This window comes from Flagellimonas algarum, from assembly GCF_040513375.1.
GTDB lineage: Bacteria > Bacteroidota > Bacteroidia > Flavobacteriales > Flavobacteriaceae > Flagellimonas_B > Flagellimonas_B algarum.
The window spans coordinates 930,503-956,528 of the sequence record NZ_JBEVTG010000002.1; the positions used below are offsets into that span (position 1 = coordinate 930,503).

The following is a 26,026-nucleotide window of genomic DNA, read 5'->3' on the forward strand; positions in this document are numbered from 1 at the left end:
GGCTGCAAAAGAATCCTCAGCATCGGGATTTTTTTTGTTGGACTGGGTGTAGTGGCCCAAACAGCCACCTTGACCGGTACGGTTTTCGAAGAAGGCAACCGCCCCCTAGAAAACGTCAACATTTCATATGCCGGATCTGGCGCCGTAAGCGATACCAACGGCAATTATGTATTGGAGGTCGATGCCGATATCGCCGTGACCATCCGGTTCTCCCATATCGGACATGCCGATGTCGTTCTCGAAAACTTGATTTTACGAAGTAACGAGACTTTTGAATTCAATCCGGTCATGAAGACGGACGTGGTGCAGATCGACGGGGTGGAAATCCTCGCTACCGGGGCAAAAAGTGTGTCGGGAATCACAACGATTTCGCCACAATTGGCAAGAAACATACCCGGGGCCAACCAAGGAGTGGCGAACGTTTTAAAACTATTACCCGGTGTTTCCTTCAACAACGAACTGAGCACGCAATACAATGTACGTGGGGGTAATTTCGACGAAAACCTGGTCTATGTCAACGGCATCGAAGTATATCGCCCTTTTCTAGTACGCTCGGCCCAACAGGAAGGGTTTAGCTTCATCAACTCGAATATGATCGAAAATTTGAGGTTTTCGGCAGGGGGTTTCCAATCAAAATATGGCGATAAGCTGTCTTCGGTACTTGATATCTCGTACAAGACCCCTTCCTCATTTTCAATTCAAATGGATGCCAGTCTTTTAGGGGTCGGCGGTACGGTCGAAGCCGTCTCGAAGAACAACTCCTTTACCGCGATTACCGGTTTTAGATACCGAGACAATTCACTATTGATCAATAGTCAACAGACCGAAACAACGGTCAACCCTTCCTTCACGGATATCCAAAGTTATATGACTTATCGGGTTTCCGATCGGTTCAGTCTCGGGTTTCTGGGGTACTTTGCCATAAACGATTATGAAAACACCCCTGTAAATAGGCAAACGAATTTTGGCACCCTTCTGGATCCCCGCGCCCTACTGGTATTCTATGAAGGAACTGAAAACAATACGTATCAGACCGAGTTCGGTGCCCTCAAAGCCGATTACAGTCCGACTGAAAACCTGCAATTGAACTTTTCCTCGTCCATTTACCATGCCACTGAAGAAGAATTCTCAGATATCATCGCCACCTACGAATTGGGTGATGTAGTGACGGATTTGGGCAATGAAAATCTTGGTGAAGCAACCAATACCAGGGGTATCGGTTCACAAATCAACAGGGCGAGGAACCAATTGGATGCACTGATTTTTTCGCTCACCCATAAAGGCTCCCTTAAACAAGGTGAGCATCTATACGAATGGGGCTTGCGGTACACCCGTGAAGATTTCAGGGACCAATTGCGCGAAGCGGAATTCATCGATTCAGCAGGTTTCTTTATACGACCTGCCGAACCACCCTTCGTCAACAACCAACCCCAAGAGCCTTTCGAAGCCGATATCGTACCGTTCGAAGCGGCAAGGGCCACGAATTTCGTGGTCACCGATCGGTTTTCGGCTTTCGCGCAACTCAGCAAACAGACACAATGGGGAACGACCGACATTTATTACAACCTTGGGGTCCGCGGCCAATCATGGACAGTCGACCCGCGTGAGGGCGATCGAAACCGGCAATTCTTGTTCAGTCCGAGGGCACAGTTCGGTATTAAACCCGATTGGAAACGCGATATGCTCTTTCGATTTGCCGTCGGTAGTTACCAACAACCTGCCTTTTACAGGGAATTGCGAAATCGCCAAGGCATCATCAACCCGGAAGTCGGGGCCCAGAAATCACTGCACTTGGTCTTGGGCAATGAATACAGTTTTACCTTAGGGCAGCGTCCTTTTACTTTGGTCGGTGAGGCGTATTATAAAAAACTGAGCGACGTGAACCCTTATACCATCGAAGACGTACGGGTACGCTACGCGGCAGCAAACAATGCGGAAGCCTTCGCATACGGGGTTGATTTTCGACTGAACGGGGCCTTCGTGCCGGGTGAAGAATCGTGGGTAAGCATCGGATACCTAAGAACGGAAGAGAACATCGATGGACGGGGCTTTATCTCAAGGCCAACGGATCAACGCTTCAAACTGGGCCTACTCTTTCAGGATCACATGCCCTCCATACCGAATCTGAAACTGTATTTGAACCTGGTCTACAACACCGGCTTGCCGGGTGGATCCCCGAATAACGCCGATCCTTATGATTTTCAGAATAGATTAAGAGACTATCGCCGTGCCGATTTAGGAATTTCATATATTTTTGTCGACGGTAAAACACAACGGCAGGAGGGGCACTGGCTGCAACAATTCAAAGAATTCACCCTGGGGTTTGAAATTTTCAACATGTTCAACAACCAAAACTCGATCACCAATACATGGGTTCGGGATGTGGACACCCAACAACAATTTGCCGTGCCGAATTTTTTGACCTCCCGCATCTTAAATCTCAAACTCAGTGTACGCATTTAAGAAGTACCATAACATATTCCTAGTCGCTTTTTGCTTCCTGTTCGTCAGTACCGTCGCCGCACAAAAGAACATCTATGAAAGTAAACGGTTCGACGAACTGAGTGCCGATCATGAGACCTTGGCCATCATCCCCTTTCTGGCCCGACTCGATTTGGATGGCAGCCTTGAAAAGGAAGAGCGGGATGCTTTGGCCGAACGCGAAGGGAAGGCGGTTCAAAATGCATTGGAAACCTACTTTTCAAGAAGGAAAAGACGTAAGAAATTCAACGTCGAATTCCAGAATGTAGAAGATACCAATGCCTTATTGGCCCAAAATGGCATCAGTTATAAGAACATCGATGTCTATACCATCAAACAGCTTTCTGAAATTTTGGGTGTCGATGGTATCATCAGTGGCAATCTGAATCTCAACATCCTGCTGTCTGAAGGGGTCCCTACCGACTTTAGTTTGTTCGATTATTTCAGTGGTGACGCGAATTATGGGCGTATCGGTATCAAGATCAGTGATGGGGCCACAGGAAAACTACTTTGGAAATACGAGAAAGAAATCACCAAGAAAACCGGCAAGAACACGACGGACCTCATCGATAAGATGATGAAATTGGCATCCCGGAAGTTTCCGTACGACAAAGAGAAAAAACGAAGGAAAAAGAGGAATTAACTTTCCGCGAAGTCTTTCAAAACCCCAATGACATAATCGATCTCGGCCTCGGTATTGTATTTCGAAAAAGAAAACCGTAGCGAAGGGCAATCCGATTCACTATCCGATAGCAATTCGTTAAGCACATGGGATCCTTTGGCACTACCCGACTGGCAAGCGCTCCCTTTAGAACAGGCGATGCCCTTTAAATCAAGATGGAAAAGCAACATCAACGACTTTTGCTTATCGAAAGGCAAGCGAACGTTGACCAAGGTGTACGTGCTGCGTTTCACATCACCTGACAGGCCGTTGTACAGCACCCCCGGTATGGCTTTTTGCAACGCATTGATAAAGTAGGTTTTCAAACCGGTTACATAAGCTTGTTCCTCCTCGAGATGCTCATAAGCTTCGATAAAGGCCTGTTCCAAACCCACGATATTGTGAAAAGGTTCGGTTCCGGCCCTAAACCCACGTTCTTGAGATCCACCGACGATCAAGGGCTTCAAGCCCGAGTTTTTTCGGACGAAAGCGAAACCGACACCTTTGGGACCGTGGAACTTGTGGGCCGCCGCCGTTAAAAAGTCGATCGGCACAGCCCCGACATCCCATCGAAAATGACCGACCGATTGCACGGTATCCGAATGGAAAAGTGCATCGTTCGCACGGCAAAGTTCCCCGATGGTCGAGATATCGATCAAATTGCCGATTTCGTTGTTGACATGCATCAAACTGACCAATTTTTTGGTTCCGTCGGTTTCCAATAAATTTTGGAGATGCGCAAGATCCGGGTTGCCATCGGCATCCAAATCGACGAATTCCAAACCGATGCCATACTCGGCCGCCAATTCTTCAGCGGTATGTAAGACGGCATGGTGTTCGATTTTGGAGGTAATGATGGTCTGTACACCCAAATCGCGCACAGCGCAACGTAAGATCATGTTATCGGCTTCCGTACCTCCCGAAGTAAAGATAATTTCGGACGGATGCGCATTCAGTTCCTTAGCAATGGTCTTTCGCGCTTTTTCAATGGCCGTTTTGGCCGTGCGTCCGAAACTATGGGTCGACGAAGGGTTCCCGTAAAATTCGGAAAGTGCCTCTTGCATCTTGGCGATCACACCCTCTCTGACTTGAGTGGTAGCGGCATTGTCGAGATAGACCTTTTGCATAACTTAAATTCAACTTTTCGTTCGGCTAAAATAGCGGAAATAAGTTAATTTAATTAAAATTCGAAGCCTTTCGGAAGGGCATTACCTTCGATTTCACTTAAATTTGAAACCATGAAAAAATTATTGGGTTTGTTGGCTTTGGTGACCATGTTTTCATGCAGTGACGGTGACCTTCAAATTGAGACCATCGATTTCGACAGCGTCTCGATACAGCAATGCGGGACCGTCGATACGACTACCGTTCTTTTCTTCAAGATCAATGCCGACCAAGCGCTGATCCTCAATCTTCAAAGTGGATTACTCAGCAATGAGGCCACCACCGAGTCGATCAGCAGTTCGGTACCTGGGCAATCACAAGTGACCTATCGCATTTTTTCCGAAACGGTGACCAGCAATTACTTCTGTGACGATATTCCACCGGTGACACCCGTAGTCACGGAAGAAATCGAGGCGGAAGACGGTGAAGTCTTAATAACCACTGTAGCGAACGAGACCGGTGCTTTCGAGCATACCATACAACTTCAGAACATAACCTTGGTCAATGACCAAGGAGAACGCATAACCGATTTGACCATTAGTGAATTCGGAACGGTGACCACCACCGCCAATTAAGCATTTTGAAAGATATAGACTTCCGTTGCCCCTAAGCCGTATTTGCTAAAATCGGCGTCGTAAAACTTCACTTGCGCGTACCGTCCAAAGAGGTACCTTAGTTCTTCCTTTAAGACCCCTTCGCCGACACCGTGTATGAAAACCACTTTTTGAATACGTTTCCGTATCGCGAATTCAAGCTGTCTTTTCGCTGTGTCCAATTGTAGGTTCAACATATCGAAATTCGACATTCCCCTACTCTTATCCGTAAGTTGATGGATATGAAGATCGACCACCATTTTAGGGGCATTTCGCGCTTTCTTTTTCACAGCGGGGTCCTTCTTACGCTTTATGGATTCCTTTCCGACCTTGCCTTGGGCAATGTCGTAGTCGGTGACCCTGAGGGTGCCGGCAACCTTCACCAATTGTCGGTCTTCAAATGCCAAAGAGAACCCATCCGAAGTGGTGATGGTCACCGTCGGACCCTCGATCTTTTCGACGGTTCCCGCAATGGGCTCGTCAACCACTTCGACCTTATCACCGATTTCGAATCTTCGCAAAACTTTGGGCAATACCTGTTACATTCCAAAAATAATAGTATTTTGAGCACACCAATCAAGAACTTGTGAAACCGGTATTTTTTACGTTGTTGCTTACGGCCGAAGAGTATATGCTGCCTTGTTTGAACAAGCGGCTATTCGGTATCGAATGCCCGGGTTGTGGCATTCAGCGCGCGGCCAAATTGGTCTTACAAGGGGAATTCGCGGCAGCCTTTCAAATGTACCCGGGAATTTACCCCATCTTCTTGTTGCTTTCGTTCTTGGTCGTCAACCTGTTTGTCAAATTCAAGTACGCTTTTCAAATCAAAGTCGCACTCTTGATTTTGGTTGTCGCCACTATCATGATCAGTTACATTCATAAAATGTCTCATATTTTCCACTAAACACAAACACATGGAACAACAGAAATTACCCAATTCAACGCTCATCTTGGTCTTCGGTATCGTATCGATAGTAACCTGTTGCTGTTATGGGGTACTCGGTTTGATCTTCGGGATCATTGCGGTCGTACTGGCCAACAAAGCGACCAAACTCTATCAAGAACAGCCGGAACTTTATACGGGCTACGGCAATGTCAAAACCGGTAGGGTCTTGGCGATTATCGGAATCATCCTCAACCTCATTTGGTTGGTCTATGTGATATGGGCAATCAATTATTTTGGATGGGATACACTTCAAGACCCGGAGAAATTGAGGGAATTGATGGAACAATACCAATAAAAATATGTCACAGCAACCTTTACCAGGAGCCAGCACGGTGTTGGTCATGGGGATTTTGTCCATTGTCGGATCGATCGCTTGTTGCGGCCCCTTTGCGGCGATATTCAGTATCGTTGGATTGATGAAGGCCAAATCAGCCGAACTGATGTATCAGCAAAATCCAGGTGCATACAGTGATTTCAGCTCGGTAAAGACCGGAAAGATCCTTTCGTATATCGGATTGGGCCTTTCGATAATCATGCTCGTGCTGTTCATCTTATATTTTGGATTCATCTTCGCCATGATTACGGCGGGGGAATGGAACGACACCTATTGAAAAAGGCCCCGTTTCGGGGCCTTTTTTTTACTTAGTTCGCGACTTCGCTCATAAACTTCAAGCGATAGATCCGCAATTCCTCTTCTTCGTATTCGCCTTCGAATTCTTCCATGGCTTCCGATATGGAATCGGATTCGGCCTCCAGAAAGTAATCATTGATTTCTTCTTGCTGATCTTCATCAAGCACCTCATCGACCCAATAGGTCAAATTCAATTTCGTACCGCTGAAAACGATTTGCTCCATTTCTTTGATCAACTGCCCGATTTCAAGGCCCTTGGCCGCTGCGATATCATCCAAAGGTAATTTGCGATCGACGTTTTGGATGATATACAATTTAAGGCCTGAATTCGCACCCGTACTTTTCACGACCAAATCATCAGGTCGCACCACGTCGTTTTCGGCCACGTATTTTTTGACCAATGCAATGAAGGGCCCGCCATACTTCTTGGCTTTGCCCTCACCGACCCCATGAATGTTGAGTAGCTCTTCGTTACTTATCGGATATTTGAGGGCCATATCATCCAAAGATGGATCTTGGAACACCACAAAGGGCGGAACATCGTTCTTTTTCGCCTCCTGTTTCCTGAGATCTTTCAACAATCGCAACAATTTGGCATCGGCGGCACCACCGCTCGATTTTGCCGCGGTGACCAAGGCATTGTTGTTTTCTTCACTATACACATGGTCTTTGGTCATCATGAAGGAAGTCGGGGCCTCTAAAAACCGTTGCCCGTTTTCGGTGAGGTGTAATACCCCGTATTGTTCGATTTCCTTGCGCAAAAGGCCGGCTACTAACGCTTGGCGTGTCAAGGCCATCCAATACGGTTCTTCATGGTCCTTTCCGATTCCGAAAAACGGTTTCTCGTCGGTCTTGTGCGAAGAGATCAACGCGTTGGTCTTACCGACCAGCGCCTTTACGATCTCTCGGGTCTTGAATTTTTCGAGTGTTCCTTTAACCACCTGCAACAACTTGACGATGCTTTCTTTAGCCTCTTCCTTGGGCTTAGGGTTTCTGGCGTTATCGTCCATATCGGCCCCTTCCCCATTGACGGCATCGAATTCCTCACCGAAATAGTGCAGAATGAACTTGCGTCGAGACATTGAGGTTTCGGCATAAGCCACGATTTCTTGAAGCAGGGCATTACCTACTTCTTGTTCGGCTACCGGTTTTCCCGACATGAATTTTTCAAGCTTCTCAACGTCTTTGTAAGCGTAATAAGCCAAGCAATGGCCCTCACCCCCATCACGGCCGGCCCTGCCGGTTTCTTGATAATAACTCTCGATACTTTTTGGAATATCGTGGTGGATGACAAAGCGCACGTCAGGTTTGTCGATCCCCATTCCGAAGGCGATGGTGGCCACCACGACATCGACATCTTCCATTAAGAACATGTCTTGGTACTTTGAACGGGTCTTGGCATCGAATCCGGCATGGTACGGAACCGCACTGATCCCATTCACCTGAAGCACTTGGGCCAACTCTTCTACCCGTTTTCTACTTAGGCAATAAACGATACCTGATTTCCCCTGGTTTTGTTTTACAAAACGGATGATATCGGCGTCGATGTTCTTGGTTTTGGGCCGTACTTCATAAAACAGGTTAGGACGGTTGAACGAGGCCTTGAACACTTTCGCATCGACCATACCCAGGTTCTTGATAATGTCTTCCTGTACTTTCGGGGTCGCCGTGGCCGTCAAACCAATGATAGGTATGGCCTCTCCCAAACGACCGATGATCGTTCTCAGATTACGGTATTCGGGCCTGAAATCATGGCCCCACTCCGATATGCAGTGTGCCTCATCGACAGCGACGAACGAAAGCTTGACCGTTTGCAAGAAATCGATATAATCTTCTTTAGTCAATGATTCAGGTGCGACATACAACAACTTGGTCACCCCGTTGGTGATATCTTCCATCACCTGCTTGACCTCCGTTTTCGTCAATGAGGAATTCAAGACATGGGCGATGCCATGTTCGGAAGATACCCCACGCATGGCATCCACTTGGTTCTTCATCAACGCGATCAAGGGTGACACCACGATTGCAGTACCGGCTTGCATGACGGCGGGAAGTTGATAGCACAAGGATTTGCCACCACCTGTCGGCATGATGACGAAAGTATCCTTTCCGGCAAGTATGTTTTTGATTACGTCTTCCTGTAGCCCCTTGAATTGCGAAAAACCAAAGTATTTCTTAAGCGCTTCCTGCAAATCTGTCAAACTCGAACCCATCTTTGGCATCCATTAAAATCGAATAAAAAGAACATCATTTACCTGCTAAAGGGATTCAAGGCTTACGGTAGGATTAAAATGCCCCTTTTATCAAAACTAACATAAATCGTATTAGTTTGTTTAATTTTGTATTCTTAAAGATAAGACAATCTTTGAGGTTTACAACCCATAATCCGATTATTGCTTTGAAGGCCAAAACTGCGATTCTTGATAGTGCTCGACGGACCATCCAAAACGAGGGCGAAGCTATCCAAAACTTGATTTCACAACTCGATGTATCCTTTGAAAATGCGGTCAAAAGCATTTTGGAGTCTGATGGTCGTGTCGTGGTATCCGGAGTGGGCAAGAGTGCTTTGATCGCTTCCAAAATCGTCGCCACCTTCAATTCTACAGGTACGCCTGCGATCTTTATGCACGCTGCCGATGCGATACATGGCGATCTCGGCACCGTACAAAAGGACGATGTGGTTATTTGCATCTCCAAAAGTGGCAATACGGAAGAAATCAAAATGCTGATTCCCCTCATCAAAAGAGGGGGCAACAAACTCATTGGGATCACCGGAAACATGGACTCGGTCTTGGCGAACCAGTCCGATTTCGCTTTGAACACCTATGTAGCCAAAGAGGCATGCCCGAACAACCTGGCACCCACAACCAGTACTACGGCACAAATGGTGATGGGCGATGCCTTGGCCATTAGCTTGCTCGAACTGCGGGGTTTCAGTAGTGATGATTTTGCCAAGTTCCATCCAGGTGGGGCCTTGGGCAAACGCTTATACCTCAGGGTGGCAGACATTGCCGCCAACAATCAAGTGCCGGCCGTACAATCGGATTCGAAAGTCAAGGAAGTGATCGTGGAAATTTCCGAAAAAATGCTCGGGGTCACCGCGGTGGTCGAAGATGGCAAGATCATCGGCGTGGTTACCGACGGCGACATCCGTAGAATGCTCAACAAACACGACAACATCGGTCAACTCACCGCCAAGGACATCATGTCGGCCGAACCCAAGACCGTCTCTTCCGGACTATTGGCCATCAAGGCCCTTGAAATCCTCCGAAAAAACGGTATTTCCCAATTATTGGTGGTCAACGGTGACACCTATGTGGGCGTCGTCCATATCCATAATCTTATAAACGAAGGAATTACCTAATGGCCAAAGCAGCTATAGACCCCAATGAAATGTCCTTTTTAGACCATCTCGAAGAATTGCGATGGCACCTGATCCGTTCGGTTCTTGCAGTGGTCATCGTAGCCTGTGTGGCCTTCGCCATGAAAGGGTTCATTTTCGACACCATTCTATTCGGTCCGAAAAACCTGAGTTTTCCTACCTATCGCTTCTTTTGTAATATCGCGACGATTTTCGGTATCGATTCCGAATTCTGTGGCGATTCGTTGCCCTTCACCATTCAGAGCAGACTGATGGCCGGTCAGTTCTCGGCCCATATTTGGACCTCTATCTGGGCAGGTTTCATTCTGGCCTTTCCTTACGTTTTATGGGAACTATGGCGTTTTATCAGTCCGGGGCTGCATGCTAAGGAACGTAAATATTCCCGCGGGTTTATCATCGTGGCCTCTACGCTGTTCTTTCTTGGGGTTGCTTTCGGGTATTATGTGGTCGCCCCCTTATCGATCAATTTCCTCGGCACCTACCAAGTAAGCCAAGAGGTAACGAATGAGATCGATCTTGGGTCGTATGTCGCCACGGTACGGGCTTCGGTCATCGCCTGTGGCATCATGTTCGAATTACCGATCATCATTTACTTTTTGACCAAAATCGGTCTGGTAACCCCGGCCATCCTGAAAAAATACCGAAAGATCGCTTTGGTCATCGTCTTGATCTTATCGGCGGTCATTACGCCACCCGATGTAGCCAGTCAAATCGTGGTTGCGGTGCCGGTATTGGTCTTGTACCAAATCAGTATCTATATATCGAAATTGGTCTTGAAACGAGAGGCCAAACGCGAAAATGCACGAAAAAATGCCAAATAAAGTCGAAGAATTCAATGCCTACCGGGCAAAAATGAATGAAAAGATCTTAGCTGATAACAACAAATTGATCAAGCGGATCTTCAATTTGGACACCAATGCCTTTATGCCAGGGGCGCTTGATGTGAAAACCAAAGAGCTCCTTGGGCTGGTTGCCTCGGCGGTCATGCGCTGTGATGACTGTGTGAAATACCATCTTGAAAGTGCCAAAAAGCAAGGCGCCAATAAAGAAGAGGTCGTCGAAACCCTGGGTATCGCTACCCTGATCGGCGGAACCATTGTCATTCCACATTTGCGAAAGGCCTATGAATACTGGGAAGAACTCGAAAACATGCCCGAACCGACGCGCTAAAAAAATCACAAAGTACTTTGCCTGAACTTGAATATGTTTAGTTTTGGCAACACCTATGAAGTTACGTGCTGAAAATATCATGAAGGCCTATCGGGGTCGAAAAGTGGTCAAAGGAATCTCGTTGGAAGTCAACCAAGGGGAAATCGTTGGACTCTTGGGGCCAAACGGGGCCGGAAAGACGACTTCGTTCTACATGATCGTGGGTTTGGTGAAACCCAATGGAGGGCAGATTTTTTTGGACGATATGGACATCACCACCTTTCCGATGTACAAAAGAGCCCAAAACGGTATTGGCTATCTGGCCCAGGAAGCGTCCGTTTTCCGAAAACTCAGTATCGAAAAAAACATTTTGAGCGTTTTGCAGACCACCAGTCTAAGCAAGAAAGAGCAGCACATGAAAATGGAATCATTGATCGATGAATTCGGATTGGGCCACATCCGAAAGAACCGAGGTGATCTGTTATCGGGTGGTGAGCGACGGCGAACCGAAATCGCTAGGGCCTTGGCCACCGACCCAAAGTTCATTTTGTTGGATGAACCTTTCGCCGGGGTAGACCCGGTAGCCGTCGAAGACATTCAACGGATCGTCGCCCAACTCAAGGACAAGAACATCGGCATATTGATAACCGACCATAACGTTCAGGAGACTTTGGCAATTACCGAACGTTCCTATCTTATGTTCGAAGGGGGGATTTTAAAAGCCGGTATTCCTGAAGATTTGGCAAAAGACGAGATGGTGCGCCAAGTTTACCTTGGTCAGAATTTCGAACTTCGAAAAAAGAAACTCGACTTCTAAGTCTTTTGCAAGTTGCGCTCCAGTATCGAGGCCAAAATATAGCCCAAAATGATGAAGGGTACGGCCAAAAACCGCAGGGTAAACAAGAGCACCACAGCCCCTATCAAAAAGAGGTATTTTATCCCATTCTTTTTAAAAGAAGCGTCCTTTAATTTAAAGGCGAACAGTTCAATCTTCGAATTCATCAGGTAGGCGCTCAAGAAGGTCATCCCCAACAAAAACCATTGATTTAAAATGACCTGCCCCAATAGCTCCGTATTTTGGTAGTATAAGATCATGGGCAATGAAAGGATCAATAGCGTATTGGCCGGCGTGGGAAGCCCGATGAAAGAACTGGTCTGATTCTCGTCGATATTGAATTTGGCCAACCGGTAGGCCGAGGCCATGGTGATGATGAAACCAAAAAAAGCCACTGGCCTGAAGGCACCGCTTTGCCATAGCATGTGGTCTGAAACAAAAGAGGTTACCATCGGGGTACCTGCCCCATCGCTCCCAGACATATGCAACAGCTGGAACATGACGATTCCGGGTACCAGACCACTGGTCACCATATCAGCCAAAGAATCGAGCTGCACCCCTAATGGACTACTGACTTTCAACATACGCGCCGCGAGACCATCAAAGAAATCGAAAAATATACCGATCAAAACGAACAATGCCGCCAGCTCCAATCGATTGAAGACCGCAAAAACGACGGCAATACAACCACTGAACAAGTTCAAGAGGGTAATGAAATTCGGAATATGTCGTTTCATCACATGGGGTTTTCGTAAAAATAAGCTAAAATTCAAGTTTTGAAAGTCGGTTATCAGTGCGAAACCAGAATAATATTGATATTTGTCGTTGTTAGCTTACCCATGGAAAAATTGAAACGGCTTTGCCTCATCTTTCTATTCTCTAGTGGCTTTTTGATTGCCCAAGCACCCCAATTATCGGATTCGGCCCAGATCAGTGTGCTGACCTGTGGGGTCGGTACTGAAATTTATTCCACATTCGGCCATACGGCTTTCCGGGTTCAGGATACGGTCAACGGTATCGATGTGGTCTATAATTATGGAACTTTCGATTTCGACAAACCGAACTTCCACCTCAACTTTGCGAAAGGCAAGCTGATCTATTCCCTTTCAAGAAGCAGTTTTGAACGGTTTTTATTCGTTTACGAACTTGAGAAACGCTGGGTACATGAGCAGCTCTTGGATTTGGATGGTGTGCAGACCCAACAGTTGTTCGCCTTTTTCGAGCAAAATTACCGACCCGAAAACCGCGAATACCTTTACGACCCCTTGTTCAATAACTGCTCGAGCATTGTGGCCGATATCTTGAAAGCACAGTTCGGCGACGCCATACAATTCAATGCCTCGCATCTCAACGATGAAGTATCTTTCAGACAATTGGTTCGCCAATATTTGCCCATGAACAGTTGGGACAGCTTTGGGATCGAACTCGCATTCGGGGCCATCACCGATAAAAAAGCCTCGGCTTTAGATCATATGTTCTTGCCGTATTATGCCAAAGACCAGATGAACAATACCACCCTAAAAGGCAAAGACTTGGTCAAACGCGAACGCAATGTGCTGGACTATCCGGAACCCGAACAAGGCGGGAGTTTTATGACACGTCCCTTATTTTGGTTCGCCTTTCTACTTTGCTTCGTGGTCGCGATTACCATACTCGATTGGAAACATGAGGGCAGAAATCGATGGCTTGACTTTTCGTTGTTTTTCATTTCAGGTCTGGCGGGGATATTGATCTTGATGCTCTGGCTCGCGACCGATCATGTGGTTACCCATACCAATATGAACTTCCTCTGGCTCTTTCCTTTGAATGCAGTGGTCGCTTTCCATCTTGCCAAGAAAGACAGCTATCCGAAATGGTTACCGACCTATCTCTATGTGGTTTTAGGAGGCATGTTGCTTAGCTTGTTGATTTGGATGTTCCAATTCCAATTGCAGTCCTATCTCAACGTTTTTTTGATGCTCGCACTCGCCACCCGTTACCTCTTCCTGCTAAAGCGCGTATCTTAGTGCGTTATGAATTTATTGACCGCTGAACACATATCGAAGTCTTTCGGGGAGTTAACGCTCTTTGCCGATCTTTCATTCGGCATCAACAAAGATCAAAAAATAGCCCTTATCGCGAAAAACGGCAGCGGTAAGACCTCAATTCTAAATATGTTGGCAGGCATCGACCCGCCTGATACCGGAAAAATCACGACCCGAAAGGGGCTCCGTATCTCCTTTTTGGCCCAAGAACCCGATCTCGATCCCCGGTTGACCGTTGAAGAAACGATCCATACCTCGGGAAACACCATATTGGAAGTGATAGCGACCTATGAAAATAGCATCAATAGCGGAATCGGTGGGGAGGCCCTGGAACACGCCATGGAAGCTATGGATCGCTACCAGGCCTGGGATTTCGAGACCCAATACAAACAAATCCTGTTCCGGTTGAAACTTGAAGACCTCCAGCAAAAGGTCGCGACCTTATCCGGGGGGCAGCGAAAACGGTTGGCATTGGCCAATGCGTTGATCAATAAACCACAGTTGCTCATCCTTGATGAGCCCACCAACCATTTGGATCTTGAGATGATCGAATGGCTCGAAGACTTTTTCAAAAAGGAAAAATTGACCTTGTTCATGGTAACCCACGACCGGTATTTCTTGGAAAGGGTGTGTAATGAGATCCTTGAACTCGATGGGCAGACCCTATATGCCTACAAAGGCAATTACAGCTACTATCTCGAAAAAAGGGATGCCCGCTTGCAACGTGAAGCCACCGAGCAGCATAAGAACAAGTTATTGTTCAAAAAGGAATTGGAATGGATGCGCCGGCAACCGAAGGCCCGAACCACCAAATCAAAATCACGCATCGATGACTTTAAGGTCATCAAAGCCAAGGCCCACCAACGTCGTAACGACCATCAAGTCCAACTCGAACTGGATATGGAACGCTTGGGAAGCAAGATCGTAGAAATGCACAAAGTAGTCAAACGATTCGGCGAGACCGTGATCTTGGACAAATTCGATTATAGCTTCACCAAAGGGGAACGCGTCGGTATCATCGGTAAGAACGGTAGTGGGAAATCGTCTTTCTTGAACTTGCTCACTGGTCGTGAGGCCTTGGATTCCGGAAAAATCGTAATCGGTGATACGATCCGTTTCGGTTATTATACACAAAAGGGCATTCCCATCAAGCAAGGTCAGAAAGTAATAGAGGTCATTCGCGAGTTCGGCGACTACATCCCGCTTAAGAAAGGGAAGCAGATTTCGGCACAACAGCTTCTCGAACGTTTCCTCTTTGACCGAAAAAAACAGTATGATTTCGTTGAAAAGCTCAGTGGTGGCGAGCGAAAACGTCTCTACCTATGTACGGTCTTGATCCAGAATCCCAATTTTTTGATTTTGGATGAGCCCACCAATGATCTCGATATCGTGACCCTTAACGTTTTGGAGGAATTTCTGTTGGATTTTCCGGGCTGTTTGATTGTGGTATCCCATGATCGTTTTTTCATGGATCGGATCGTCGATCACCTATTCGTTTTCGAAGGCAATGGGGTGGTCGCTGATTTTCCCGGCAATTATTCCGATTACAGGGCCTATGAACAGAGCCGACCGGCAAGTCCATCCCTTGACAAGGAAAAAGGCGGGGCAACCGGTAAACACTGGAAACCCAAAAGTGACAAACCGACCTTGACCTATCTGGAACAAAAGGAATACAAGGGATTGGAAAAAGAGATTCAGAAATTGGAAGCCAAGAAACTCGAACTACAAGATCGCTTTGCGGAAGCCGATATGGATGGGGAAGCCATCAATCGCCTTTCCATCGAATTGGGCGAAGTGGTCGCGGCTATTGATACCAAGACCGAACGCTGGTTCGAACTATCGGCCATACTTGAAGGCTAAGTCATGAAATGGTTACGGTATTTGCGGTTTCTATTACGATCGACCAACGAACATGGGATACATTCCCCATTCGTCTTCGCCTATATGACCCAGGGGCTCTATGCACGCAAAAAACGCGATAGCGCCAAGAGTTTCGACGCCCTATTGAAAAGTATCGGCCATTTCGCAACGAAAAGGATGCTGCTCTGGGAAGGTGATGGCGTGAAACGACACCTTGCCGTGCATTATCCAGACATCACATTCGATCAAGATCCTTTCGATTGTTGTTATGTTGGGGTGTTGGACAGGGCGCGTTTCGATGCACTGCTTCAGCTCGACGGATTTCACAATGACAGTTGGATCTTCATTGACAACCTCCAAAATTCCGCAGAAAGCAGGACCTTTTGGAATGCGTTGATCACTGCTCCCCAATTCACGGTCAGCATAGACCTATTCCATTGCGGCCTCTTGTTTTATCGCAGGGAACAGCCCAAACAACATTTTAGGATTAGGATATAATAAAGTACTTTTAAGCGCAATACCACGCCCATGGACAATCTGATCTATTACATCGTCATTGGCCTTGCCTTAATCTATTTCTTTATTCTTTTCAGTAACAAAAGAGGTACGAAAAAAAGAAAAGGAAGGAAGTTCATGGAGGGCAAACGCCGGCATGACGACTAGCCCTGGTAAGGCCGCTTATTTACAATGTAAGAACACGAATCGTAGCCATAGATGAAAATTTATACCAAAACCGGTGACCAAGGAACCACCTCCCTTTTTACAGGAAGTCGGGTCAACAAGCACCATATCCGGATCGAAAGCTATGGTACCATAGACGAGTTGAACGCGCTTCTCGGTTTGGTCAGGGATCAAGAAATCGACGAGGGGTCCAAGCAGATCCTTATCGAAATCCAGCATAAACTGTTCATCTTAGGGGCGATTTTGGCTACCGAACCCCAAAAGGACCATCGACTGAAGATACAGCGCATCGAAACGACCGATATTACCTTGCTCGAACAGGAAATCGACCGAATGAACGAGGCACTTCCACCAATGACCCATTTCATCTTACCTGGTGGCCATACTACCGTGTCATACTGTCATATGGCGCGAACCGTTTGCCGGAGGGCCGAACGCATGATCTCATTATTGCATCAAAACGAACCCGTACCCGCCAATGTACTCACCTATATCAACCGCTTATCGGACTATCTTTTCGTCTTGGCACGGAAGTTGTCAAAGGACTTGAAAGCCGATGAAGTCAAGTGGATTCCGGAGAAGAAAGAGGAATAAATCCCAATTTTCACCGTTACAGGTTAAAGAATCATAAATAATATTCAAATAAATCCTGATTTGCTTGGCGAATTGGCTTTAAAAATTATTTTTGCAAAAATTTTAAAAATCGAACCGTTACTATGTACTGGACATTAGAATTAGCCTCCTATTTGAGCGATGCGCCGTGGCCAGCCACCAAAGACGAATTGATAGATTATGCCATCCGTACCGGAGCCCCATTGGAAGTTGTTGAAAATTTACAATCCATGGAAGAGGAAGGTGGTGAAATTTACGAGTCCATTGAAGAAATCTGGCCTGATTATCCCACAGAGGAAGATTATCTCTGGAACGAGGACGAGTACTGAAAACATACTCCAAAACACCGTTAAAAAGTCTCATTTGAGGCTTTTTTTTATGTAATTTTGGCAGCCTATCAGCCATTTTCAGGGCAGTTTTGCCATTGGAACGGCTTTTGCTGCGCAATACAAAAAATCACCAATGAGCATCATAAACTCCGTACTGAAGGTATTTGTAGGGGACAAGTCTGAAAAAGATGTCAAGGCATTACAACCTTTGGTCAAAAAAATAAAGGGTTTTGAAAGTGCACTGGCTTCATTGAGCCACGACGAACTACGTCAGAAAACCGTAGGGTTCAAGGCCAAGATCGAAGCCGACCGAAAGACTTTTGACGATAAGATCACCCAATTAAAAGAAGAAGTAGCCGTTTCTACCGATATCGACCGCAATGAGGAAATCTATTCCGAGATCGACAAATTGGAAGAAGAAGCCTATCGGATCTCCGAAAAAGCATTGAACGATATCCTGCCCGAGGCCTTCGCCGTGGTCAAGGAGACCGCGAAGCGTTTTGCGAACAATGAGACCCTTGAAGTCAAAGCGACCGAATTCGATCGCTCCCTCTCCGGTACCGCGGATTATGTGGTTTTGGAAGGTGATCAGGCCGTATGGAAGAACTCTTGGGATGCCGCGGGCAAGGAAGTGACTTGGGACATGGTGCACTACGATGTGCAGTTGATCGGTGGTATCGCCCTGCATCAAGGAAAAATCGCCGAAATGCAAACCGGTGAAGGAAAGACACTGGTTGCCACCCTCCCACTCTACCTTAACGCCCTTTCGGGCAAAGGCGCCCATTTGGTGACCGTTAACGACTATTTGGCCAAACGTGATAGCGCCTGGATGGCCCCGTTGTTCCAATTCCACGGACTTTCGGTCGATTGTATCGACCACCACCGACCCAATTCGGATGCCCGTCGGGCCGCTTATAACGCCGATATCACCTATGGTACGAACAATGAATTCGGATTCGATTACCTCCGTGACAATATGGCCCATACGCCAGGAGATTTGGTGCAACGCCCCCATCATTACGCTATCGTCGATGAGGTCGACTCGGTATTGATCGATGACGCGCGAACACCACTGATCATCTCCGGACCGGTTCCCGAAGGAGACCGCCATGAATTCAATGAATTGAAACCCAAGGTTTCCGATATCGTACAAAAACAACGGCAGCACCTGACCGGGGTTTTGGCCGAAGCCAAAAAGCTGATCAAGGAAGGAGATACCAAAGAAGGCGGGTTCCTACTACTCCGGGTGCATCGCGGTTTACCTAAAAACAAAGCGCTCATCAAGTTCTTGAGTGAAGAAGGGGTCAAACAATTGCTACAGAAGACCGAGAACTTCTATATGCAAGACAACAATCGTGAAATGCCCAAGGTCGATGAAGATCTTTTATTCACGATCGATGAAAAGAACAACCAAATCGAATTGACCGATAAAGGGGTCGAATACATTTCAGGCGACGAGAACAAAGACTTCTTCATCATGCCCGATATCGGTAGTGAAATCGCCAAAATCGAAGACCAGGGGCTGGAAATCGAAAAAGAAGCCGAACTCAAGGAAGTTCTGTTTAAGGATTTCGCAGTAAAAAGCGAGCGGATCCATACCATGAGCCAATTGTTGAAGGCTTACACCCTATTCGAAAAAGATGTCGAATACGTCGTTATCGAAAACAAGGTGATGATCGTTGATGAGCAAACCGGCCGTATTATGGACGGCAGACGCTATTCAGATGGTTTACACCAGGCCATCGAGGCCAAGGAAAACGTCAAGATCGAAGCCTTGACCCAGACCTTCGCCACCGTAACCCTTCAGAATTACTTCAGAATGTACAACAAGCTGGCCGGCATGACGGGAACCGCCGTGACCGAGGCCGGGGAGTTTTGGGAAATCTATAAACTCGACGTGGTCGAAATTCCGACCAATAGGCCAATCGCCCGTGATGACCGCCATGACTTGATCTATAAGACCAAGCGTGAAAAATACAATGCCATCATCGATGAGGTCACCCAGTTGTCACAAAACGGCAGACCGGTCTTGATCGGTACCACCTCGGTAGAAATTTCCGAATTGCTTTCGAAACTACTGAGTGTGCGCAAAGTAAACCACAACGTGTTGAACGCGAAACTCCATAAAAAGGAAGCCGATGTCGTTGCCGAAGCCGGAAATCCAGGGGTGGTCACCATCGCCACCAATATGGCTGGTCGGGGTACCGATATCAAATTGACGGACGAAGTGAAATCGGCCGGGGGTCTTGCCATCGTCGGAACCGAGCGACACGACTCAAGACGGGTCGACCGACAGCTGCGCGGACGTTCAGGAAGACAAGGGGATGTGGGTAGTTCGCAATTTTACGTTTCCTTGGAAGACAATCTAATGCGCCTTTTCGGATCGGATCGGGTGGCCAAATTAATGGACCGGATGGGGTTGGAAGACGGCGAGGTCATCCAACATTCCATGATGACCAAATCGATCGAACGCGCGCAGAAAAAAGTAGAGGAAAACAATTTCGGTATCCGGAAACGTCTGTTGGAGTATGACGATGTGATGAACGCCCAACGTGAGGTGGTATACAAAAGGAGGCGCCACGCCCTTCAAGGTGAACGTCTCAAGGTCGATATCGCGAACATGATCTACGATACCTGTGAGGTCATTTCTGATACCAATAAGGCGGCAGACGATTTCAAGAACTTTGAATTCGAATTGATCAAGTATTTTTCGATCACTTCCCCGGTAAGTGAGGAAGAATTCGGCAGTTTGGGGGTACAAGAGCTAACGGGTAAGGTGTACAAGGTAGCTTATGACCATTATTTGGAAAAGGTAGTACGCAACGCAGATATGGCCTTCCCAGTGATCAAGAACGTGTACGAAGACCCGACGAATAAATTCGAGAGGATCGTAGTACCCTTCACCGATGGGATCAAGACCTTGAACGTCGTGACCAATCTAAAAGAAGCCTATGAAAGTAATGGCAAACAACTGGTCAATGATTTCGAGAAAAATATCAGCCTTGCCATCATAGACGATTCCTGGAAAACACACCTTCGCAAGATGGACGAGCTCAAACAGTCGGTACAGCTGGCCGTGCACGAACAAAAAGACCCCTTATTGATTTATAAATTCGAGGCTTTTGAACTCTTCAAGAGCATGATCGAAAAGGTCAACAAAGAGGTCATTTCCTTTTTGTTCAAAGGGGAATTGCCCGCACAAAACAACGGGCAGATCCAAGAAGCCAAATCGGTGAGACGTCCTAAGGAAAACCTGAAGATGTCGAAGGAAGAGATTCCGAACAGCGACGAGCTCGCTGCCCAGAACCGCGCCGCGGGCCAAACCCAAAGGCAACGACCACAGGTTACTGAAACCATTACCCGTGAACGACCGAAAATCGGAAGGAACGAACGCGTGACCATCAAGAACGTCATGTCCGGTGAGAGCAAAACGGTCAAGTACAAACAAGCGGAACCGCTCATCGACAAAGGGGAATGGGTCCTCATTGAGAATTGATAGGCACCCCCCTACCTTATCCAAAACGACGGTTATTATTTAACCGTCGTTTTTGTTAATACCAAAAACATATTTAGCTTTACAACAAGATTACACCCCCAAATCTTCGCAAATGGTCATTCGAAAACCGTTTGCGGTAGCATAACCAAAAAAGTACATGAGAGATCTGACCAACGATAAACCCTCGGGAAATCCGCATAGAATCCTTGCTACGGTCAATCTTCTTGCCGCCCTGGCCACCTTGGCCTTGGCCATCTACTATGCTTCGGAAGCCAATTCGGTCGTCGCAATTATCTTTTTCGCCCTTGCCGTTTTGTTCGCAATGAACACTTGGAGGCTTCGCGGCCAGCCTGCCGGTGTCGATAAGACGGCCCAACTCGAACAAAAATTGGAAGAAAAGGAAACCTTGCTTAAAGAAGTACACCACCGGGTCAAGAACAACCTTCAGACCGTCTCTAGTTTGTTGAGCCTTCAATCCCGTTCGATTGCCGATAAGAAAATCAGCAACATCATCAAAAGCAGTCAGAATCGGGTCGTTTCCATGGCCATGGTCCATGAAATGCTATACAAGCGGGATGATTACACCTCCAAAATCGAACTTCGCCCTTATGTAGAGGAACTTTGCGAATATCTGGTGCGCTCGATCAAGGGCAATGAAAACAACATCAGCACCAAATTGGATATCGGTGATTTCAAATTGGGGATCGATACTGTCATCCCTTTAGGATTGATCATCAATGAGACCATTACCAATGGCTTGAAATACGGAATTCCGGATGATGCTTCCGGAGAGATCGAAATCAGCCTTTCAAAAAAGGGGGCCGGTACGTATGAAATGTATCTCGGGGATAACGGCATCGGTTTTCCGGAAGACGTCGACCCATCCAAAACGAAATCCCTCGGTTTAAAACTGATCCACAACCTGGCACGGCAATTACGGGGTAATATCGTCAGGGACGCCTCCAAAAAAGGGACCTATTATCAAATTACCTTCGAGGAGGTCATCGAGGAATTCAATTCGGTCGATTGACCCCCAAGATTTCATATCTTTAAAACGGACTAACTCACTTCACATGGTAAAAAAACTACTCGTGGCAGTGCTCTTTTTGGGTACTACCGTAAGCGCACAGGACTATTTCCTAAAGAAATTCCACCCATTTGACGAAAACGTACCAAGCCCCGAGGCCTTTTTAGGGTATGGTATCGGGGAACACCACACCCGGCACGATCTGATGGTGGCCTATTTGACGAAATTGGCCGAAACCTCGGACCGGGCTTCCATCTATGAATACGGACGCACTTATGAAGGGCGTAAATTGGTCATGCTGACCGTAAGTACCCCTGAAAACCTGGCCAAACTCGAATCGATCAAGGCAGCGCATTTGGCCTATACGGATCCAGCAAGGAAGGTTTCGAGTGAAGATCCACCACCGATTTTCGTGAATTTGGGATATAACGTGCATGGAAACGAGCCTTCAGGAGGTGAAGCCGCCCTTTTGGCGGCCTATACCTTCGCTGCTTCCAATCATTCCGAAATCCGGAACTATTTGGAGAATGCCGTGTTGTTCATCGACCCGGCCATAAATCCCGACGGTCGAGATCGACATACCCAATATGCGAATATGTACCAAGGAAACCCTCTAGTCGCAGATCCGCAAGATGCCGAACACAACGAGTATTGGCCTAGGGGGCGTACGAACCACTATTGGTTCGACCTCAACCGGGATTGGTTACTAGGCATCCATCCTGAAAGTCGCGGCAAATTGAATTGGTACCACGAATGGTACCCGAACGTGGTGACCGATTTCCACGAAATGGGAACCAACAGCTCGTACTTTTTCGAACCGATGAAAGATAACGGTTCCTTAGATCCGATCATGCCCAAGGAGAATTATGTGGATTTGAACAACCTGTTCGGCGAATACTTCGCTGAGGCATTGGACAGTATAGGATCGTTTTATTTCAGTAAAGAGGTTTTTGACGGTACCTACCCCGGTTATGGGTCTTCGTATCCTGATTTGCAGGGTGGTTTAGGCCTATTGTTCGAACAGGCAAGCTCACGCGGGCACAAACAGAAAACGGCCTTTGGTGAAATCACCTTCCCCTTTACGATACGAAACCAATACGTCTCGACTATAGCCACCGTAAAGGCAGCCGTCGAGAACAAGGCGTTTTTGCGTAAGTATCAAAAGGACTTTTTCAATAGTGCCTTGACCAATGCAGGTAGGAGCAAAATCAAAGGATATGCCTTCAAGGATACCAACGACCCGAATCGGGTCAAGGCCTTTATCGACAAGTTATTGCTTCATAAAATCAAGGTGTATCGATCGGGTAACGAATTCACCGTTCCTACCCTGCAACCCCAGTACCGTATGGTACAGACGATGTTCGAAACCTATTCCGAGTACCGAGACAGCGTCTATTACGATGCCTCGGCATGGTCGGTGGCCAATTTCTATAATATGAAATACCGCCCTTTGAGTAAATGGAACCCAGGAGAGGAAGTAACCACGCTAGAAGGCCTCTTCCCCCTGGCTACCGTACCTCGATCTGAATATGCCTATATCATCGATTATGACGATTACAACGCAGTAGCGGCCTTAAATTACCTTCAACAGAACGGATTAGTCGTTTCTTCTGCGTTCAAGCCCTTTACGGCGAATACCGATCAAGGAAAACGTCGGTTCAATTACGGAGCCTTGGTAGTACCGGTTTCCTTACAAAAAAAAGCTGCCGATGCGGTCTACGAATTGGTTCAAAAAGCACAGCGGAAGTTCAAAATACCCCTTTATGCAGCTGCAACAGGTTATAATAGTGAGGGAATCGATTTGGGGAGTCGGTATGTCAGCCCGACCCGGACACCGAAAGCCGCCCTATTGATCGGTGACGGGGTACGCTCTTACGAAGCGGGTGAAGTTTGGCATTTGTTGGATACCAGGGTACACATGCCGATCAGCAAACTGCCTATGCGGAACCTGAATCGAATCGACCTAGGAAAATACAATACCTTAGTGATGGTTTCGGGCAATTACAACGGCCAACCGAAGCTAGCGGAGAAAATCAAAGATTGGCTCGGCTCCGGTAAAACCTTGATCACTATCGGATCCGCATCGAAATGGGCCATTGAAAAAGAATTGGTCAAGGAAAAGCTCACTGAAGATGCGAGCGATACCTTGAGCGCGGGCAAACGCCTTCCCTATGTCGATGCCCCTGAGATCATCGGGCGTGAAGAAGTGGGGGGTATCATTTTAAAAGTTGATTTGGATCGTACCCATCCCTTGGCCTTCGGGTACCAAGACACCCAAATTCCGGTCTACAAAAACAACAGTATCTGGCTGGCACCAAGTAAAAATCCCTATGCAACCGTTGCCAAATACACCAAGCGTCCACTTATCGATGGCTTCATCACCAAGAACAATATGGAGCGTTTTGCGAAGCCATCAGCTTCGTTGATCGTTGCTAAATCCGGTGGGGGAACGGTCGTTTTATTTGCCGACAATCCCAATTTCAGGGGATCATGGTACGGCACGAACCGACTTTTCCTTAATGCTATTTTTCTTGGTGATAAAATCAGGGTTCCAGAATAAACGAATTATGAAAAAACTACTTGCATTTATCTGTTGTATCGGTCTGGCAAGCACCTTGCACGCCCAAGACCAAGATCCCATGAGCGAGGGACCTTTTCAGCAATTGATCATCCGTGGGGTGACCTTGATCAATGGCAATGGAGCCCCTCCAAGAGGCCCGGTCGATGTGGTTGTCGAAGGCAATACCATCGTCCAAGTGAAAGTCGTCGGTTATCCCGGTGTGGAGATCGATGAATCGAAACGGCCACAACTCCGCCCCGGCGGAAAGGAATTGGACTGCAGCGGTATGTACCTCCTGCCGGGTTTCATCGACATGCACGGCCATATAGGTGGCATCTCACAAGGGGCCGATTACGATTATGTATTCAAACTATGGATGGCCCACGGCATCACCACGGTTCGCGAACCCAGTGGTCGGGGGGTCGAATGGACCCTTGATTTGAAAAAGCGGAGTGCGGCCAACGAGATCATTGCCCCAAGAATATTCGCGTACACCGGCTTCGGACAAATGACCAAAGGATTCAATCCGTTGAACGGTTCCCCGATCAGTTCCCCCGAACAAGCCCGTAAATGGGTCAGGGCCAATGCCGCTCGCGGTGCCGATGGAATCAAGTTCTTCGGTGCACCACCCGAAATCATGGCTGCCGCTCTTGATGAAAACAAAAAATTGGGTTTGCGGTCTGCCTGCCACCATGCCCAGATCGATGTTGCGCGTTGGAACGTGTTAAATTCCGCTCGTGCCGGGCTCACCACTATGGAGCATTGGTACGGCTTGCCGGAAGCACTGTTCGATGATCGCACGGTTCAAGACTATCCGCTTGACTACAACTACCAAAACGAACAACACCGCTTTGAAGAAGCGGGCAAACTATGGAAACAAGCGGCCAAACCGTATTCGGATCATTGGAACAAGGTCATGGACGAATTGCTTGCGCTGGATTTCACCTTGGATCCGACCTTTAACATCTACGAAGCCAGTCGCGATCTGCATCGGGCAAGAAGGGCCGAATGGCATGAAGACTATACCTTACCCTCGTTGTGGGAGTTCTATCAACCCAGCAAGATCAGCCATGGTTCGTATTGGCATGATTGGGGTACCGAACAAGAAGTCGCCTGGAAAGAAAACTACCGACTTTGGATGACCTTTGTCAACGAATATAAAAACCGAGGGGGGCGTGTGACCACGGGTTCCGACTCGGGCTTCATCTTCCAATTGTATGGTTTTGCGTATATCAGGGAAATGGAACTATTGCGTGAGGCCGGGTTCCATCCTTTAGAGGTGATCCGTTCGGCAACCCTTAATGGAGCCGAGGCGTTGGGTCAGGCCGATAAAATCGGTACGGTAGCCGTGGGTAAATTGGCCGATTTCGTCATCGTATCGGAGAATCCGTTGAAAAACTTGAAAGTACTTTATGGCACAGGGGCCATAAAATTAACGGAGGATAACGAAGTGGTGCGTGTTGGTGGTGTAAGCTATACCATCAAAGACGGTATTATTTTCGACGCGAAACGATTGCTACGGGACGTAAAGAAACGAGTAGCGATGCAAAAAGAAAAACAGAACTACCGATTAAAGCAACCGGGACTAAGATAGA

The 26,026-nt window shown here is 47.3% G+C and carries 24 protein-coding genes; 20 read left to right on the forward strand and 4 right to left on the reverse strand.

Features of this window, described 5'->3' with window-relative positions:
- The first annotated feature begins 51 nt into the window (after positions 1-51).
- Positions 52-2,463 carry a TonB-dependent receptor gene (locus ABV409_RS11490; protein WP_353877734.1) on the forward strand — a complete coding sequence of 804 codons (2,412 nt, stop codon included), beginning with the start codon at positions 52-54 and terminating at the stop codon, positions 2,461-2,463.
- The gene (locus ABV409_RS11495; RefSeq protein WP_425590003.1) at positions 2,450-3,124 is read left to right on the forward strand and encodes a hypothetical protein; all 675 of its coding nucleotides are present in this window, start codon (positions 2,450-2,452) and stop codon (positions 3,122-3,124) included. The genes ABV409_RS11490 and ABV409_RS11495 overlap by 14 nt, the downstream gene beginning before the upstream one ends.
- Here the strand turns inward: ABV409_RS11495 and ABV409_RS11500 are convergent.
- On the reverse strand, positions 3,121-4,269 hold the full coding sequence (locus ABV409_RS11500) for a cysteine desulfurase family protein (RefSeq protein WP_353877735.1): 1,149 nt from the start codon (positions 4,267-4,269) through the stop codon (positions 3,121-3,123). The two genes, ABV409_RS11495 and ABV409_RS11500, sit on opposite strands and share 4 nt — an antisense overlap.
- Before the next feature lie 111 nt (positions 4,270-4,380).
- Between ABV409_RS11500 and ABV409_RS11505 the strand changes: the two genes are divergently transcribed.
- Complete coding sequence (locus ABV409_RS11505) at positions 4,381-4,881, forward strand: hypothetical protein (RefSeq protein WP_353877736.1); 501 nt, start codon at positions 4,381-4,383, stop codon at positions 4,879-4,881.
- On the opposite strand, the gene ABV409_RS11510 is transcribed toward ABV409_RS11505, so the two are convergent.
- Positions 4,878-5,420 carry a DUF8465 domain-containing protein gene (locus ABV409_RS11510; RefSeq protein WP_353877737.1) on the reverse strand — a complete coding sequence of 181 codons (543 nt, stop codon included), beginning with the start codon at positions 5,418-5,420 and terminating at the stop codon, positions 4,878-4,880. The genes ABV409_RS11505 and ABV409_RS11510 overlap by 4 nt on opposite strands.
- A gap of 65 nt (positions 5,421-5,485) precedes the next feature.
- Here ABV409_RS11510 and ABV409_RS11515 point away from each other — a divergent pair, with 65 nt between their 5' ends.
- The 3 genes from ABV409_RS11515 to ABV409_RS11525 are packed head-to-tail and all read left to right on the forward strand — an operon-like array spanning position 5,486 to position 6,456.
- The gene (locus ABV409_RS11515; RefSeq protein WP_353877738.1) at positions 5,486-5,803 is read left to right on the forward strand and encodes a DUF2752 domain-containing protein; all 318 of its coding nucleotides are present in this window, start codon (positions 5,486-5,488) and stop codon (positions 5,801-5,803) included.
- A gap of 10 nt (positions 5,804-5,813) precedes the next feature.
- Entirely contained in the window at positions 5,814-6,140 is a 327-nt protein-coding gene (locus ABV409_RS11520) for a CCC motif membrane protein (RefSeq protein WP_353877739.1), read from the forward strand.
- Between the two features lie 4 nt (positions 6,141-6,144).
- Complete coding sequence (locus ABV409_RS11525) at positions 6,145-6,456, forward strand: CCC motif membrane protein (protein ID WP_353877740.1); 312 nt, start codon at positions 6,145-6,147, stop codon at positions 6,454-6,456.
- A 31-nt stretch (positions 6,457-6,487) separates the two neighbouring features.
- Here the strand turns inward: ABV409_RS11525 and ABV409_RS11530 are convergent, their stop codons facing one another.
- Positions 6,488-8,689 (reverse strand): RecQ family ATP-dependent DNA helicase, encoded by a 2,202-nt coding sequence (locus ABV409_RS11530; RefSeq protein WP_353877741.1) that lies wholly within the window; start codon positions 8,687-8,689, stop codon positions 6,488-6,490.
- 185 nt (positions 8,690-8,874) lie between these two features.
- Here ABV409_RS11530 and ABV409_RS11535 point away from each other — a divergent pair, with 185 nt between their 5' ends.
- Genes ABV409_RS11535 through lptB form a run of 4 tightly spaced genes read left to right on the forward strand, consistent with a single transcriptional unit; the run spans position 8,875 to position 11,824 of the window.
- Positions 8,875-9,840 carry a KpsF/GutQ family sugar-phosphate isomerase gene (locus tag ABV409_RS11535; RefSeq protein ID WP_353877742.1) on the forward strand — a complete coding sequence of 322 codons (966 nt, stop codon included), beginning with the start codon at positions 8,875-8,877 and terminating at the stop codon, positions 9,838-9,840.
- Positions 9,840-10,679 (forward strand): twin-arginine translocase subunit TatC, encoded by an 840-nt coding sequence (gene tatC, locus ABV409_RS11540; protein ID WP_353877743.1) that lies wholly within the window; start codon positions 9,840-9,842, stop codon positions 10,677-10,679. The genes ABV409_RS11535 and tatC overlap by 1 nt, the downstream gene beginning before the upstream one ends.
- On the forward strand, positions 10,669-11,028 hold the full coding sequence (locus ABV409_RS11545) for a carboxymuconolactone decarboxylase family protein (RefSeq protein ID WP_353877744.1): 360 nt from the start codon (positions 10,669-10,671) through the stop codon (positions 11,026-11,028). Before tatC ends, ABV409_RS11545 begins: the two co-directional genes overlap by 11 nt.
- A 55-nt stretch (positions 11,029-11,083) precedes the next feature.
- Positions 11,084-11,824, forward strand: a complete 741-nt coding sequence (gene lptB, locus ABV409_RS11550; RefSeq protein ID WP_353877745.1) for an LPS export ABC transporter ATP-binding protein — start codon at positions 11,084-11,086, stop codon at positions 11,822-11,824.
- Here lptB and ABV409_RS11555 read toward each other — a convergent pair.
- Complete coding sequence (locus tag ABV409_RS11555; protein ID WP_353877746.1) at positions 11,821-12,579, reverse strand: CDP-alcohol phosphatidyltransferase family protein; 759 nt, start codon at positions 12,577-12,579, stop codon at positions 11,821-11,823. The two genes, lptB and ABV409_RS11555, sit on opposite strands and share 4 nt — an antisense overlap.
- Positions 12,580-12,681: 102 nt before the next feature.
- On the opposite strand from ABV409_RS11555, the gene ABV409_RS11560 reads away from it, so the two are divergent.
- From ABV409_RS11560 to ABV409_RS11605, 10 genes are all read left to right on the forward strand, one after another.
- Entirely contained in the window at positions 12,682-13,848 is a 1,167-nt protein-coding gene (locus tag ABV409_RS11560; protein ID WP_353877747.1) for a lipoprotein N-acyltransferase Lnb domain-containing protein, read from the forward strand.
- 6 nt (positions 13,849-13,854) lie between these two features.
- Positions 13,855-15,726, forward strand: a complete 1,872-nt coding sequence (locus ABV409_RS11565; RefSeq protein ID WP_353877748.1) for an ABC-F family ATP-binding cassette domain-containing protein — start codon at positions 13,855-13,857, stop codon at positions 15,724-15,726.
- A gap of 3 nt (positions 15,727-15,729) precedes the next feature.
- Positions 15,730-16,224 carry a hypothetical protein gene (locus ABV409_RS11570; RefSeq protein WP_353877749.1) on the forward strand — a complete coding sequence of 165 codons (495 nt, stop codon included), beginning with the start codon at positions 15,730-15,732 and terminating at the stop codon, positions 16,222-16,224.
- 30 nt (positions 16,225-16,254) lie between these two features.
- Complete coding sequence (locus tag ABV409_RS11575; protein ID WP_353877750.1) at positions 16,255-16,389, forward strand: hypothetical protein; 135 nt, start codon at positions 16,255-16,257, stop codon at positions 16,387-16,389.
- A gap of 51 nt (positions 16,390-16,440) precedes the next feature.
- The gene (locus ABV409_RS11580; RefSeq protein WP_353877751.1) at positions 16,441-17,001 is read left to right on the forward strand and encodes a cob(I)yrinic acid a,c-diamide adenosyltransferase; all 561 of its coding nucleotides are present in this window, start codon (positions 16,441-16,443) and stop codon (positions 16,999-17,001) included.
- Between the two features lie 122 nt (positions 17,002-17,123).
- The gene (locus ABV409_RS11585) at positions 17,124-17,348 is read left to right on the forward strand and encodes a DUF2795 domain-containing protein (protein WP_013551418.1); all 225 of its coding nucleotides are present in this window, start codon (positions 17,124-17,126) and stop codon (positions 17,346-17,348) included.
- Between the two features lie 133 nt (positions 17,349-17,481).
- A complete protein-coding gene (secA, locus tag ABV409_RS11590) occupies positions 17,482-20,844 on the forward strand; it encodes a preprotein translocase subunit SecA (RefSeq protein WP_353877752.1) in 3,363 nt (1,120 codons plus the stop codon).
- 157 nt (positions 20,845-21,001) lie between these two features.
- On the forward strand, positions 21,002-21,874 hold the full coding sequence (locus tag ABV409_RS11595) for a sensor histidine kinase (protein WP_353877753.1): 873 nt from the start codon (positions 21,002-21,004) through the stop codon (positions 21,872-21,874).
- Positions 21,875-21,917: 43 nt separating this feature from the next.
- Entirely contained in the window at positions 21,918-24,431 is a 2,514-nt protein-coding gene (locus ABV409_RS11600) for a M14 family zinc carboxypeptidase (RefSeq protein ID WP_353877754.1), read from the forward strand.
- Between the two features lie 7 nt (positions 24,432-24,438).
- Complete coding sequence (locus ABV409_RS11605) at positions 24,439-26,025, forward strand: amidohydrolase family protein (protein ID WP_353877755.1); 1,587 nt, start codon at positions 24,439-24,441, stop codon at positions 26,023-26,025.
- Position 26,026 lies beyond the last annotated feature (1 nt).